The sequence below is a fragment of the Desulfurococcaceae archaeon genome, from assembly GCA_038845865.1.
GTDB lineage: Archaea > Thermoproteota > Thermoprotei_A > Sulfolobales > Desulfurococcaceae > UBA285.
The window spans coordinates 429,236-442,582 of the sequence record JAWBQJ010000001.1 but is presented as its reverse complement, the minus strand read 5'-3'; the positions used below and the strand labels follow the sequence as shown (position 1 = coordinate 442,582).

Below are 13,347 nucleotides of genomic sequence, written 5' to 3'. Positions count from 1 at the left end.
TGCTCTTATATCAAGTTTATAGTGGTGTTTATGAGTACTAAGCATCCCGGGGAAATCGCGTACGTAATTCCTAAACTAAGAGAGGGCGAGGAAGTTCTCTCGCTTACGCTTAGTGTCTGTCCATACTGCTACCGGGTGCTTCCAGCCGTTATTGTCGAGAGAGGTGGCAGTGTCTTCATCCGTAGAACGTGCCCGGACCACGGCGAGGTAGAAGAACTTTACTACGGTGATGTAGAGTTCTACAAGAGGGTGTTAAAGTTCGTAGATGAGGGTCGGGGAACAAAGCACGTGTACACGCGCGTTCAGACCGTGTGTCCCTTCAACTGCGGGCTCTGTGCAATGCACAAGCAACACAGTGCCCTCATAAACCTAGTGGTAACTAATAGATGTGACCTCAGTTGCTGGTACTGCTTCTTCTATTCCGAGGCAGCCGGTTACGTCTACGAGCCAACACTAGAGCAGATAAAGGCGATGATCAGGAGCGTCAAGAAGCAGGGTGCAACGATAGCCGTGCAGATTACTGGGGGAGAGCCCCTCCTCAGAGATGACTTAGTAGACATAGTGAGATTACTCAGAGAAGAGGGCATTAGGCATATACAGCTCAATACCAACGGTTTAAAAATTGCCCAGCTGTACTTGGAGGACCCAGTTAAGGCAGTGGAGTACGCTAAGGGCCTCAGGACATCGGGCCTCAACACCGTGTACCTGAGCTTTGACGGCGTGACGCCGAGAACTAACTGGAAAAACCACTGGGAGGTGCCATACATACTTGAAGTTTTCAGAAAGGCGGGAATTACAAGCATCGTCCTCGTACCAACGGTAATTAAAGGCGTGAACACCCACGAGCTGGGCGCAATCATAAAGTTCGCGGCCAAGCACGTAGACGTCGTGAGGTCAGTTAACTTCCAGCCAGTCAGCTTAACCGGCTACATGAAGAAGCAAGAAAGGGAGAAGTACAGGATCACCATACCCGAAATAGCGAAGCTCATCGAAGAGCAGACGGACGGCGAAATACCTAGAGATGCCTGGTTCCCGGTAAACGCTAGCGTGGTTTTCTCGAGATTCATTGAGTCGTTTAGCGGGGAGTACAAGTTCGAGATGTCAAACCACCCAGTATGCGGTGTCGGTACATATGTGTATGTCGAGAAGGAGGGTACTAAGACCCGGCTAATACCAGTGACGAAGTTCATTGACATAGACGGTCTACTAGAGTACCTCCGTGAGAAGTGGGGCGACCTAATAAGCGGCTCTAGTAGGATCTTAACGGGAATGAAGCTGCTCTATGCTATTAGAAAGTTCATAGACCAGGACAAGGCGCCCAGGGAGTTCGACATATACAAGATCTTAATTAACATAATCGTGAAGAGAAGTTATGAAGCCCTTGGAGAGCTACACTACAAGCTACTCTTCATCGGCCAGATGCACTTCATGGACCTTTACAACTACGACATACAGAGAGTCCAGAGGTGCAATGTCCACTACGTGGTACCTGATGGGAGGGTTATACCGTTCTGCGCTTACAACATCTTCGAAGACATCTACAGAGACAGGATCATGAGGGAGCACGGTTTTGCACTAACACAACCATACAGGAAGTACACCAGGAATAGGAAAGTACTGGAGTCCTCAGAAACGTATAAACACGCGTATGAAGGAATAATGTAAGGGAGGTAGCGACTAACTCGCTCTCTACCGTGTAGGCGTTAGTGGAATATAGACATCGACGTGCGTGAGGCCTTTAATAGCAACATTAGTAACATTGGTCTCTCTAGGTTGTCGTTATTATCTGTCCACGGTGCTACAGGGGCTTGGTAGCTAAATACTTAAATTTTCTACTTCAATGTACGATTGATGGGGGTCTTCCTTTGAGAACGCGCGAGCTGATCGAAAAGTACAGGACATACATTTCATCGAGTCAGGCATTCAAGTACTTCCCCTTAGTTGTGCAAAGAGCTAAGAACGCTAAGGTATGGGATGTGGAGGGGCGGGAGTACATAGACTTCCTGTCGAGCGCTGCATCATATAATGTTGGCCACACCAACGATTATGTAGTCAACGCCATCAAAGAACATGTCGACAAGTTTACGCACTATTGCCTCTACCTGTACCACGAGCCGGCAATTACCTTGGCTGAATTGCTCGTAAAAATGGCTCCAGGTAGTTTCCGTAAAAAGGTAATTTACGGGCTCAGCGGTAGCGACGCGTGCGACTCCGCGCTGAAATCCGCGCTCATATACGCGAGGAAGCCGGGGATAATTAGTTACACTTACTCGTATCACGGCACGACAGCTCTCGGAGTAGCCGTGGGGGGCTCGTTTAGTAGCGAGGTCAGGTCGTGCATGCAGTTCAAAAACGTCTACTTCGTAGACTACCCGGATACCTATAGGTGCAAGTACGGTGTTGATGACCCCGACCTGTGCGGTGAGCACTACTTATCGGAGCTTGAAAGCACTGTGAGGAGACTTGACGCCAGGGCAGGCGTAGCGGCCTTGATCATAGAGCCCGTGCAAGGCGATGGTGGGGTGCTCGTACCACCGAGAAATTACGTTAAAGGGGTTAGAAAGCTCACGGAAGAGTACGGAATAGTGTTAATAGACGACGAAGTACAGACCGGGATGGGCCGTACGGGGAGGATGTTCGCGATTGAGCACTTCGACGTAGAACCAGACCTACTGGTACTCGGCAAGGCTCTAGGCGCTGGAATGCCGGTCTCAGCCGTAGTAGGTCGTGCTGAAATCGTAGAGGCAGCCCCGCCTCAAACATTCTTCGCCGCACTGGCAGCGCACGCACTTTCATGCGTAGCGGCCATTAAGGGCATAGAGTACATGCTGAGCAACAACCTCGTGGAGCGGGCTCGTTCACTCGGCGACTACGCGATGAAGATGCTGAACGAGCTGAAGGATAAGCACGAAATCGTGGGAGACGTGCGTGGACTCGGCCTAATGTTGGGTGTAGATGTAGTGAAGGACAGGAAATCCAAAACCCCCGACAGGATCAGCGCGCTAAAGATAATCTGGAGATCTTGGGAGAAAGGGCTCATAGTGATGACTTACGGCAAATATGGTAATGTCCTCAGAATAGCGCCACCTCTAACGATACCTAGAGAGGACCTCGAACGGGGTGTTGAAATCCTGGAAGAAGCAATAAAAGACGTACTAGCAGGCAAGGTACCAGACACTGTAGTTGAGTACATGACAGCGTGGAGAACAGAGTAGTGGAGAGCGAACTCAGAGTCGCTGCGGGCCCGCCGGGATTTGAACCCGGGACCTACGGGTTAAAAGCCCGCCGCTCTACCTGGCTGAGCTACGGGCCCTACATAGAGATAAATTGAAGGGGCTTAAAAAGACTGGTTAATTGCAGGGAAGCTTAAAAGCCCATAGTAACTGATATTTTACTGAGAAGTAGCCGGGTCGTCTAGCGGCCAAGGATGCGGGGCTCTGGCCCGAGTATGGGGGAACCCCCGTGACCGGGGTTCGAATCCCCGCCCGGCTACTTACATGTCGTTCTTCTTTACCATCAAATTCCACCAGCTCGTGGAGATAATGGTAGCCCAACTTAAACGTATGTAGTTTGTAATGTGATTAAGACCTGAAGGTTAATTATGGTTTAAGAGTTTTTAGTTTTGGGGCTAGCCATGAAATCTTTAACCAAGCTCATTTACCAGCACGATTCGTACTTAAAAGAGTATGAAGCTATAATTACGCGTTGCGAACCCGGTATACTCTTCTTCGATAGCACGATATTCCACCCAAGAAGTGGTGGCGTGGACCACGACAAGGGCACTCTGATCATCAATGGCAATAAAGTAGAGGTCGTAGAAGTCTTCATCGAGAAGGAGAGTGGCGAGGTAGCACACAGGGTAGCTAAGCCCATCGAGGCATCTCCAGGCACGCGGGTTAAGATGATCTTGGACTGGGAGAGGAGATACAGGTTAATGAGGCTCCACACAACCGCGCACATCCTCTCGGCCATAATGTACAACGATTACGGGGCGTTAATTTCCGGCGGAAACATCACTCCCGACTACGGTTACGACGACTACACCCTTGAAAGATTCGATAAGGAATTATTCGTAGAGGCGATCGAGAAGGCGAACATGGTAGTTAAGAAAGACTTAGAAGTGAAAACCTACTGGCTTCCACGAGAAGAAGCGTTGCGAATACCGGGTATTACCAAGCTAGCTTACAGAACCCCTCCCGACATCAGGGAACTTAGAATAGTAGAGATACCGGGTATCGACGTTCAAGCTGACGGGGGCCCGCACGTTAGGAGAACAGGTGAAATCGGCGAAATAGTGTTCCTGAAGGCTGAAAACAAAGGCAAGAACAAGAGGAGAGTTTACTTTACAGTTAAGCCTTAATCAATATAAGGCCTTTAACGAATATTTTTTAACCGGCCCGATGAGGCCCCGTCGGGAGACTACCCACAGATAGATGAAGAATCCCCTGGCTTAGAGGGCGCACTCCCTGCTAGCACTAACGTCTCGAAGAAAGCCCAAATTGCTGTCAGCCGCGGCCTTTATCTTCACGAAGCCCATCTGTCCGCTGAAAGCTCATCACGACACTAACTACTGTGTAATTAAAGGTCAAAACTATTAAAGAGGTAGTGCGTATAATGTCTTGGTGCCGGGGTGCCCGAGCGGCCTAAGGGGGTGGGCTCGAGTTCCAGCGTATCTCTGGGAGACCCACTGCCCCTTGCAGGGGTGCGCGGGTTCGAATCCCGCCCCCGGCGCCAGTAACCTGAAGCGCTTACACTCTTCAATAGCAACTGTGCTTAGCCACGTTGATAACACGCGGTAAAGGCGGCCTCTCTGCCTAGAAGGCACTGGCTTGCTCGCCGTTGAACAAAAATAAACCTTACCGTTACCAATAGGCATAATTTGGAATAGCAGGCTAAGTAGCGTGGAGGGCCGAGCATGTCCAATATGGGGGTTAGGGCAAGGCTTTACGAGGTAGTGAATAATGCGGTGGTGTGTAATGTGTGTGAGAGGAGGTGCATCCTCGTTAAGGGTCGTAGAGGCGCCTGCGGCAACTACATAAACTTAGACGGAGTGGTATACAGTATTGGGTATGGAAGGCTCAGCGCGATTGAAAGTAGGCCTATAGAGGTAAAGCCCCTTTTCCACTACTGGCCCGGTTCAACTGCGTTAACGTACAGTAATTACGGGTGTAACTTTTACTGTCCGTGGTGCCAGAACGATCATCTAAGTTACCGTAAACCTAGCGGCGAGGAGGAAGTGATTCCGCCCGAAAAGCTCGTGGAAATGACCGTTCTAAGCGGGGATGAAGGCCTATCGGCCAGTTTCAACGAACCATTAACTCAACTGGACTACGTGATCGACGTCACCGAGCTAGCCACCAAGCACGGGCTTTACTCAATGGTGGTTACAAACATGTACTTCACTCAAAGATCGCTGAAAGCTGTAATCGAGGCCGGCGTAGACGGCTTCTCGGCCGATATAAAGGGGTGTCCGCAAATGAAACGCGCGCTCGTGGGAATAGATCATAACGTGGTATTCAGGAACGCAGCAAAGGCGCTGGACATGAACGCTCACGTAGAAATGGTGTACTTGGTTGTGACGAATACCAATGATTTCGAGGATTGCTACGAGTGGATCATTGATAACCACCTAGAGTACCTGGGCCCCGACGTGCCTATGCACATCAACAGATACTACCCAGCACACAGGTGGAAAGAGCCGCCAACACCCTTAGAGAGACTAAGGGCTATAAGGGACTATGCCGTTAAGCAGGGTTTAAAGTACGTGTACATAGGCAACGTCAGGGATCCTGAATTGGAGTCAACGCGTTGCCCCAGGTGCGGTAAAACCGTTATCTACAGGCACAACTACAGGGTACTATACCATAGCCTCGATCATAGCGGGGGCAGGTATAGGTGTAAAAGATGTAACGAAGTGATTCCAGTCAGGGGCAAAATAGTTGAAAAGTGAAATCTACAGGGCGAGACGTTTAACGCGCTTCACCGTTTCAACAACACCGTAAAGTTCAAGGGGCGATGACAGGATGATACCGGTTACCAGTCCCCGAAGCCTTTCAATCACCGCTTCTAGCTCTCCTGGGAGCACGTAGGGCTGTCCGAGCCTTTCGAATAGTTCAACGTTGCTGCCTAGCCCTAGTAGTATAAACGCGAAGGTCTTCTTTATACCGCTGAAAGCCCGTGCAAGGGCTCTGAGGCACTCCACGTAACTTCCACTAAACCTTATAATCGTCACAAAGTCCGGTTTTACGCACTCTACTCGTTTAACCATCTCTTCGACCGTGAACTTCGTGCTGAGCACTATTCCCAGGTCAGCTCGTAGTCCGTGTTTACGGATATAACTTACAACAAACTCTGTGGTGTAATCATTGCAGTCAGAACCGTGTCTCGGGGGATCCCCTCTGGTGACCAGGACCCCGCTCAACCCGAATTCGCTAGCTACTTTTACTTTCTCGAGTATGTGGTTTAGAGTGTAATCACGCGTTCTCAGACTACAGTAAACCTCGGAACCGTATTTCGTAGTTACGTATACCCCAGTAGCAAAGCAGTCCATCATGGGCACTCCAGCGGGTGCGCAGGGAATGAAGTACCCATCGAGTAGGCTGTTCGTGGCGCTTACAGTCTTTTCAACCCGGTTTCTGCTATATGGTGGCAGTTCCAGCAAGATCTCCAACTCTATGACCCCCGCTGGCGTTAACTTAAAAATACTTGTAGAAGAGTTATAAAGCATAAATTGCCGCCGCGTAAGAGCCTATTTAACGAGTGGGTAGCATGCTTTACGCAGTAGGCAAGTACAAGATCGGCGGGCTAGTGGGAGAGGGCCCCACGTGGGTAATTGCAACGATACTCTACCACGGAGATAAGTGCTTGCTAAGCCCTAAAGGAGACTTCGATAGAAACGCGTTGTCTACGAAGCTGCAAGAGGCCTTGTCGATCACCTCCGAGTATAAGCTTGTCTTAGGCGTAGATGCCGTGATTCCTTCAGTAGAAGCAGCTTCCCAGATCCTCTCCTTCTTAGGGGAGTTCAACATACCCGTGTTCATCGACTCTCCGAGCCCGGAAGTACGGGCAAAGAGCTACCTGGCAGCGGGCGAGCTGGGCCTTGGAGAATACGCAATCGCGAATGGGCTGTACGTTAATAGCCCTCCCGAAGAGCTTGATGCTCTCCGAGAAAGTAAGCTCAAAAAGGCCGTGATCATAGCATTTGATCCCAGAGACCCCTACAAGTACATACAGCCTGAAAGCCGAATAGCGCTACTAGAAGAGAGACTCATCCCGCTTGCGAGGAATGCAGGCGTAGAACTGTTCTTCGCGGATTTCGTGGTGCTAGATCCGGGTAGCATCGCTATATGCGGAGAGACGCTAAGGCTTTTCAAGTCGAAGTATGGTGAACCAGCTGGATGTGCTCCAGCCAATGCGCTGGGCTCAGTATCCAAGAGCACGGTATCCGTGGATGAGCTCTACGGCATCCACGGAGGCTCTGCCGCGTACTTGAGAATGATGGGGGCGGATTTCGTAATGATCGGTCCGCTTGGTAGGGTAAAGTACGTTACACCGGTTTTAGCGATGGTAGATGGCCTACTCGGATATGCGCTTAGAAGGCAGGGTATCAGGTTACCGGAAGAGCACCCGATTAAAGGGCTACTCAAAAAGGTACAGAGGCTCTTCGCTCAGCCCGTATTACCCGGCACTTGACCAATAAGCCTGTTGACTAGTTTAACGGCCTCAACGGCGTTCGGGGCCCAGCCATCCGCGCCGATTTCCCTGGCGAAATCTTCCGTCACGGCTGCTCCACCGACGACTATCTTCACCTTGTCTCTAATGCCTCGTTTTTTCAACTCATCTATTACGGCCTTCATGTACTTTGCAGTAGTAGTTAGCAATGCGCTCATGGCGAGGACGTCGGGCTTGTACTTTTCGCATGCTTCGACAAACCTCTCTACCGGGACATCCACGCCGAGATCGACGACTTCGTGGCCGGCTGCTTCTAGCATGACTGACACCAGGGATTTACCCACGTCATGTATATCGTCTTTTACCGTCCCAATTACTATTCGAGCCCTCCTCGCGTGCTTGAGGGCTGATACTTCCTCGGCTATGCGGGGTCTTAAAATGCCCATTATTTCCTTAAATATAGAAGCTGCCTCCAAGAGCTCTGCGATGAAGTACTCCCCCGTTTCATACAGCTTTCCAACCTCCTCCATGGCCTTTGACATGGATGATAAGACTATGGTCGATGCGGTGATGCCAGAGTCCAGTGCCATTTTTACGTGTAGCTTCACGCACTCCCTATCAAGGTTTACCAGGCACTGCTTAATTACCTCTAGCGCGTTCATGGCGGTTACCTCGCATTGTTAGACATAATGGCCTCGAAGGCTTAAAACTCCAGAGTAGATATAGGGGAGTATAAAAGGGTGCTGGGGGCCACCCGTGCACGTGAGGGTAAGCCATGTGGGTAGTTTTCCATTTAAGCCCGAAGCGCAGTCTGTAGAGCTCGTAGTAAAGGGCTATGTAGAATCGGGTGTTAACGCGCCTGCGTACCCCCAGTTAAGGGACTTTGTGAGAATGTTCCTGGAACCCTACATTGAAGCTGGGATACTCGACGACGTTGGTGGAATGTATCTGGTCAAAGACATGGAAGGCCTCAAAAAGCCGCCTGAGCTGAAACCCGAGATCTGGGAAGCAGAGCTATTTGTCGAAGCCTCAAAAGGCGTGTTTAAGTACTTAAGGGCGCCCGTAACGGGCGCCTTTACGCTTGCCAGCAACATACTACTGCAACCTAAGGCGGAGGATTTTTCGGCAACTGCACTAAGCGATAAGCAGGTGGTGGAGTCGCTTGCAGCCTATGTCAAGAACAACCTGAAATATCTTGCTAGTTTAGGCTACAATATCCTCTTCGTGGACGAGCCTATGCTCTCCGTGGTTGTTGGTGCGAGAAAGGTACTACTAGGGTACGCCTTAGAAGACATTGCAGACTACCTGGACTACGTATACAGTGGCGTGACGGGTGAGCGCGGAATACATGTATGTGGCAGAATATCAAAGCCTCTGTTTAGAACACTGGTATCCGTCGAGGAGCTGGATGTTGTAAACTTCGAGTTTTACGGTACGCGCGAAAACGTCCAAGTGCTTGAAAGGGAACTACTGGAGGCTCATTCCAAGAAGCTCGCGCCGGGAATCGCGAGCAGTAAAAGCATGAAGGTAGAGCCCGTAGAGGAGCTCCTCGGTATACTGAAAGAAATAGTCAACCGCGCTGGTCTAAATGTAGACCTAGTCTCAGCAGATGATGGTTTTAGAGGGCTAAGGGACGTTGCACCCGAAACCGAGCTAAGAGAGATATGCTTTAACAAGTTAAAGAGAATAAGAGAGGCTGTAGACCGGCTAGTAGCTGGTTTAAAGGACCCTCAGAGTAGCGACCAGCGCTATGAGAGTGCGGGGGGTGGGATTTGAACCCACGCAGGCCTACGCCAGCGGATCTTGAGTCCGCCCCCTTTGACCTGGCTCGGGCACCCCCGCACCACTATAGTATCTAGGATTTAGGGGCTTCTTAAAGGTGTTTGTGAATTATTAAAGCTATTTAAGGCTTTTAGTAACGTGATAACTCAAGGGGGTTTACATGCCGCTCAGACCAGCTAGGTGCTATACCCACTTCGGCGGGCCACCTTACACTCGAAAAGAGTACATTCCCGGCATTCCACCACCGAAGGTAACGAAGTTCGAGATGGGTGATATTCACAAGGATTACGACTACGAGGTCACGCTAATAGTCGAAGAGGCGGGGCAAATCAGGCATAACGCACTAGAGGCTGCACGCGTGATGACCCTCAAAAACCTCACAAAGAAGCTAGGTGAAAACAACTTCTTCCTCAAGGTTAAGGCTTATCCTCACCACGTTATCCGCGAAAACAAGATGCTAGCGTTTGCAGGCGCAGACCGTCTACAGGAAGGTATGAGATTAGCCTTCGGAAAGCCCATTGGTACCGCTGCTAGAGTGTACCCGGGACAAGAGGTAATGATTGTCCGCGTATTCAAGGACCACGTTCACGCGGCCAAGGAGGCACTTAAAATAGCGGCTTCAAAGTTACCGCTACCATGTAGAATAGTCATAAAGCCGCTCAAGCCCGGTATTCCCCCAGTAGGTTGAATAAGGAGCTTTGTCGTTGGGCCAGGTACTTTCATGTAACGACTACGTGATACCATTCGATGCTGTCGTGAAGGCTGTTAGGTCAGTAAATCCGAGAAGAGTTCTGATACATGCTCCTAATGGCTTTAAACACCTGTATACGTGCCTTGAAGAACGGCTGAGATCCTTCAGCATTGAGGAGGTATACTTCTCATCCAGTCCAGGTTACGGTGCGTGTGATATACCGGTAGAAGAGGCCGAAGTACTTAAAACAAACCTAGTTATACACTTAGGCCATGGCGAGTACTTCCTCCAGGAGAGTACAGGCATCCCGGGTATGAGGATAGTGTACGTTCCCGTCTACTATCAACGGGCTCTAAGCACTGACCTGCTGGAAAGCCTCTACAATACGCTGAAAAGCCTGAGCGCTGAAAGAGTAGCACTCTCGTCGACGCTCGTAGAATCACTTTTAAAGAAGCAGGTTTCAGAATACCTTGCCAGGAAAGGTATTGTCTTATATGACACGGATAAACCCATACTAGGGTGTTTGTACTCCCACGTAGTTGCGTTAGAAAGCAAGGCCGACGCGCACGTGGTGATCGCAGGAGGACTATTTCATGCCATCGGTTTAGGGCTCGTAGCCTCTAGGCCGGTTATAGCGGTAGACCCGTACATGAACAGGTTGTTAATGGCCAGTAACGAGGCGCATAAAGTGCTCAGAAAAAGGCTATACGCCGTTCTAAAGGCTAGGGAATCGACAGGTAACAGGGTCGGACTAGTAGTAGGTACGAGGCCTGGACAGTACCGGCCTACTCTTAGTAGCTACATTGAGCGATTAGCTCTAGATAAAGGCTATAGAGTCTACAAAGTGGCTTCCAGCTATCTGACACTTGATAGGCTAATAGCCATGGACAGCGCGCTCAACCTGGACTTCTACGTCGTGACGAGCTGTCCTAGGTTGCCTATAGATGACCTCGCAGACTTTCATAAACCAGTGTTAACTCCGGGAGAGTTCATAATGTTACTCACCGGTAGCGATAAGTACCTTTACCCCTGGTGATGCGCTATTAGAGCCTTAATGATAACTAGCAAGGCCGATCTCGAAAGGGCTCTCACCCCGTACTCGCTTGAGGCGGTGCGTAAGCAATATAAAGCTCACCTTGAACAGTACCCCACGTCCACTTCCGTGGCAGCACACATGATATGGGTTGCTTTATTGAAAAACTCCATAGACGATGCCACAGTCGCGGATCTGGGTTGTGGGAACGGTATACTCGCCACCGCATCGTTACTAGCTGGTTCGCGCAGAGCGGTCTGCGTTGACATAGACGAGGAGATACTGGCGTTCGCGCAGAGTATCCTATTCAAGGGCTTCCGGGAAATGGCCCATCAGCTTATACCCGTGGTGAGTGATGCAGCGTCGATAGAATTGAATAACATAGACACAGTTGTGATGAACCCTCCCTTCGGCGTGGTGAAACGCAATAGAGGGCTAGATTTAAAGTTCTTGGAGAGCGCTTTGAGAAGCGCCCGTAATGTTTATAGTTTACACAAGCATTCAAGAGGTTTCTTAGAGGTACTGGAAGAAATGAGCAAAGCAATGGAACTCGATATAACCTGGTTTGAAGTATTAAACTTAGAAATACCTATGATTTACTCAAGGCACAGAAGAAGAGTCCATAGGGTGAAAGTAGTACTCTTGGGCTTAACTAAGCGCTATGGGTGAAACATGCATGGGCTTTGTCGTACCCGGTGAACCAGTGGCCGTTGAAGAGGAGGCGATACCGGCTACAGGTGTTTATGTCGACGGAACTGGGTATTTAAGGTCCATGGTTATTGGACTTGCTGTCTTTGACAAGTACAAGAAGATTCTCCAGGTGAAGACCGTCACGAGAAAGGATCTAACGATAAAGCAAGGCTCTCTAGTAGAGGGCTTGGTACAAAGCGTGAGCGAAGATGTGGCTTTAATTAGAATATATGCCGCAGAAAACACCAGGTCGAACGCTATTGGCTTGCTACACATTTCCCAGGTATCCAACGAGTATGTCGTGGACATCTATGATTATGTAAAGCCGAGTGACATAGTTAAAGCCAAGGTACTCAACTCCACGCCACCGTATCTCTTATCTATAAGGGAGCCGGTGACGGGGATAATACTCGCATACTGCAGTAATTGCGGGCAGGTCTTGTACCTGCACACATCGGGTTCTCTCGTCTGCAAAAACTGCGGTAAGCAGGAAAAGAGAAAAACTGCAGCGGAATACCTTTACGTCTTGAGGTGAATGCTTGCCACTAATTAAGAGGAGGTTTTACGTACCGTGTAAGGAAGACGAATGTTTAAAACTCTACGAGCTCCTCAAAGACCGTATGCCCTCCATAAATTACATCTCGATGCAGCTAACTGGTAGGGGCCTCTTACTTGAGGCCCACGGGTATGAATCGGACATAAAGGATCTTTGGATCGAGGTGAAGAGGCTAGTAGGTCCGCTAAAAGAAATAACACGTAAAGCGGCGCTACGAAAATACCCTATCAGCCTAGTAGCGAAAATGATCCGCAAGACCTTTCCACCGAAACTTTTAATGGAAATCCTCAGGAGAATGAACTACACGGCTGAGCATTTAAGTGATGAAGATTCCATAGTTACCAACGCCCCGCTAGAGGAGATCCTGAGGCTGGCCGAGAGAATCGCCGATTTGAACCCCGAAGCAACCAGGCTTGCGGCTAACACCTCGACAAGGTACTACATTATAGCGGGTTGCATTCTGAGTGAAATGTCCTTAGAGGGCGTGGTGGGGTTGTCCGCGGATTTGAACATATTGAAACGATCGGAGGATGGAAGGCACGTTCTCGTGGTAGACTGGAGAACAGCCTTAGACATTTTTCTGAAAAACATTAAAAAGTAACTATGATTACTTGATAGTTACGATGGGGGTTGCTTAAATGGACGTTAAGGTCGTTTCGAAGACCGAGAAGGAGCTTGTACTCGAGATATACGGCGAAGACCACACGCTAGGCGATCTCTTAATGAAAGAGGCCTTACGTCACCCCTCCGTAGAATACGCTGCTTACAGAATCCCTCATCCATTAAAAAACATCATGGAGTTCATTTTTGTCGTAAAGGAGGGCACAGATATGTCCACGGTATTAAAGGACATTATTGAGCGCCTTAAAAGCGGAATCGAGGAGTTTAAGCGTGCTGTTGAAGAGGTATTTAGCCAGGATTAGG

14 protein-coding genes and 4 tRNA genes are annotated in these 13,347 nt (G+C 49.6%); 14 read left to right on the top strand and 4 right to left on the bottom strand.

Translation table 11 applies throughout. The features are described from left to right. Positions 1-30: 30 nt before the first annotated feature. Together QXU03_02315 and QXU03_02310 are read left to right on the top strand one after the other, a co-directional pair. A complete protein-coding gene (locus QXU03_02315; protein MEM2170573.1) occupies positions 31-1,665 on the top strand; it encodes a radical SAM protein in 1,635 nt (544 codons plus the stop codon). Between the two features lie 200 nt (positions 1,666-1,865). Continuing rightward, the gene (locus QXU03_02310; GenBank protein ID MEM2170572.1) at positions 1,866-3,215 is read left to right on the top strand and encodes an aspartate aminotransferase family protein; all 1,350 of its coding nucleotides are present in this window, start codon (positions 1,866-1,868) and stop codon (positions 3,213-3,215) included. Positions 3,216-3,239: 24 nt separating this feature from the next. Here QXU03_02310 and QXU03_02305 read toward each other — a convergent pair. After that, positions 3,240-3,313: transfer RNA gene (locus QXU03_02305), tRNA-Lys, on the bottom strand. A gap of 90 nt (positions 3,314-3,403) precedes the next feature. On the opposite strand from QXU03_02305, the gene QXU03_02300 reads away from it, so the two are divergent. The 4 genes from QXU03_02300 to QXU03_02285 all read left to right on the top strand — a co-directional run bounded on the left by QXU03_02300 (position 3,404) and on the right by QXU03_02285 (position 5,950). Then, positions 3,404-3,492: transfer RNA gene (locus QXU03_02300), tRNA-Gln, on the top strand. A gap of 142 nt (positions 3,493-3,634) precedes the next feature. After that, complete coding sequence (gene alaXM / locus QXU03_02295) at positions 3,635-4,360, top strand: alanyl-tRNA editing protein AlaXM (GenBank protein ID MEM2170571.1); 726 nt, start codon at positions 3,635-3,637, stop codon at positions 4,358-4,360. 264 nt (positions 4,361-4,624) lie between these two features. Then, a tRNA-Ser gene (locus QXU03_02290) sits at positions 4,625-4,734 on the top strand. Between the two features lie 181 nt (positions 4,735-4,915). Further along, complete coding sequence (locus QXU03_02285) at positions 4,916-5,950, top strand: radical SAM protein (protein ID MEM2170570.1); 1,035 nt, start codon at positions 4,916-4,918, stop codon at positions 5,948-5,950. Positions 5,951-5,953: 3 nt separating this feature from the next. Here the strand turns inward: QXU03_02285 and QXU03_02280 are convergent, their stop codons facing one another. Then, a complete protein-coding gene (locus QXU03_02280) occupies positions 5,954-6,727 on the bottom strand; it encodes a hypothetical protein (GenBank protein ID MEM2170569.1) in 774 nt (257 codons plus the stop codon). A gap of 41 nt (positions 6,728-6,768) precedes the next feature. Between QXU03_02280 and QXU03_02275 the strand changes: the two genes are divergently transcribed. Beyond that, positions 6,769-7,692 carry a tetrahydromethanopterin S-methyltransferase subunit H gene (locus QXU03_02275; protein MEM2170568.1) on the top strand — a complete coding sequence of 308 codons (924 nt, stop codon included), beginning with the start codon at positions 6,769-6,771 and terminating at the stop codon, positions 7,690-7,692. On the opposite strand, the gene QXU03_02270 is transcribed toward QXU03_02275, so the two are convergent. Then, complete coding sequence (locus tag QXU03_02270) at positions 7,668-8,333, bottom strand: corrinoid protein (protein MEM2170567.1); 666 nt, start codon at positions 8,331-8,333, stop codon at positions 7,668-7,670. The genes QXU03_02275 and QXU03_02270 overlap by 25 nt on opposite strands. A 94-nt stretch (positions 8,334-8,427) precedes the next feature. On the opposite strand from QXU03_02270, the gene QXU03_02265 reads away from it, so the two are divergent. Continuing rightward, on the top strand, positions 8,428-9,447 hold the full coding sequence (locus QXU03_02265; GenBank protein MEM2170566.1) for a methionine synthase: 1,020 nt from the start codon (positions 8,428-8,430) through the stop codon (positions 9,445-9,447). On the opposite strand, the gene QXU03_02260 is transcribed toward QXU03_02265, so the two are convergent. Continuing rightward, positions 9,429-9,513 (bottom strand) — tRNA-Leu (locus QXU03_02260). The two genes, QXU03_02265 and QXU03_02260, sit on opposite strands and share 19 nt — an antisense overlap. Before the next feature lie 100 nt (positions 9,514-9,613). Between QXU03_02260 and QXU03_02255 the strand changes: the two genes are divergently transcribed. Genes QXU03_02255 through QXU03_02230 form a run of 6 tightly spaced genes read left to right on the top strand, consistent with a single transcriptional unit; the run spans position 9,614 to position 13,346 of the window. Next, a complete protein-coding gene (locus QXU03_02255; protein ID MEM2170565.1) occupies positions 9,614-10,141 on the top strand; it encodes a 50S ribosomal protein L16 in 528 nt (175 codons plus the stop codon). 16 nt (positions 10,142-10,157) lie between these two features. Continuing rightward, positions 10,158-11,180: a diphthamide biosynthesis enzyme Dph2 gene (dph2, locus tag QXU03_02250; GenBank protein ID MEM2170564.1), complete on the top strand. Its 1,023-nt coding sequence runs from the start codon at positions 10,158-10,160 to the stop codon at positions 11,178-11,180. An 18-nt stretch (positions 11,181-11,198) separates the two neighbouring features. Continuing rightward, positions 11,199-11,846: a methyltransferase gene (locus QXU03_02245; GenBank protein MEM2170563.1), complete on the top strand. Its 648-nt coding sequence runs from the start codon at positions 11,199-11,201 to the stop codon at positions 11,844-11,846. A 7-nt stretch (positions 11,847-11,853) separates the two neighbouring features. Beyond that, positions 11,854-12,402: an exosome complex RNA-binding protein Csl4 gene (locus QXU03_02240; GenBank protein MEM2170562.1), complete on the top strand. Its 549-nt coding sequence runs from the start codon at positions 11,854-11,856 to the stop codon at positions 12,400-12,402. A gap of 4 nt (positions 12,403-12,406) precedes the next feature. Next, complete coding sequence (locus tag QXU03_02235; protein ID MEM2170561.1) at positions 12,407-13,024, top strand: DUF2067 family protein; 618 nt, start codon at positions 12,407-12,409, stop codon at positions 13,022-13,024. Between the two features lie 37 nt (positions 13,025-13,061). Continuing rightward, positions 13,062-13,346, top strand: a complete 285-nt coding sequence (locus QXU03_02230) for a DNA-directed RNA polymerase subunit L (protein MEM2170560.1) — start codon at positions 13,062-13,064, stop codon at positions 13,344-13,346. Position 13,347: the final 1 nt, after the last annotated feature.

Coding starts and splice junctions, on each gene's coding strand:
- QXU03_02315 (MEM2170573.1), top strand. CDS start 31: ATGAGTACTAAGCATCCCGGGGAAATCGCGTACGTAATTCCTAAACTA.
- alaXM (MEM2170571.1), top strand. CDS start 3,635: ATGAAATCTTTAACCAAGCTCATTTACCAGCACGATTCGTACTTAAAA.
- QXU03_02285 (MEM2170570.1), top strand. CDS start 4,916: ATGTCCAATATGGGGGTTAGGGCAAGGCTTTACGAGGTAGTGAATAAT.
- QXU03_02280 (MEM2170569.1), bottom strand. CDS start 6,727: ATGCTTTATAACTCTTCTACAAGTATTTTTAAGTTAACGCCAGCGGGG.
- QXU03_02275 (MEM2170568.1), top strand. CDS start 6,769: ATGCTTTACGCAGTAGGCAAGTACAAGATCGGCGGGCTAGTGGGAGAG.
- QXU03_02270 (MEM2170567.1), bottom strand. CDS start 8,333: ATGAACGCGCTAGAGGTAATTAAGCAGTGCCTGGTAAACCTTGATAGG.
- QXU03_02255 (MEM2170565.1), top strand. CDS start 9,614: ATGCCGCTCAGACCAGCTAGGTGCTATACCCACTTCGGCGGGCCACCT.
- QXU03_02245 (MEM2170563.1), top strand. CDS start 11,199: ATGATAACTAGCAAGGCCGATCTCGAAAGGGCTCTCACCCCGTACTCG.
- QXU03_02240 (MEM2170562.1), top strand. CDS start 11,854: ATGGGCTTTGTCGTACCCGGTGAACCAGTGGCCGTTGAAGAGGAGGCG.
- QXU03_02230 (MEM2170560.1), top strand. CDS start 13,062: ATGGACGTTAAGGTCGTTTCGAAGACCGAGAAGGAGCTTGTACTCGAG.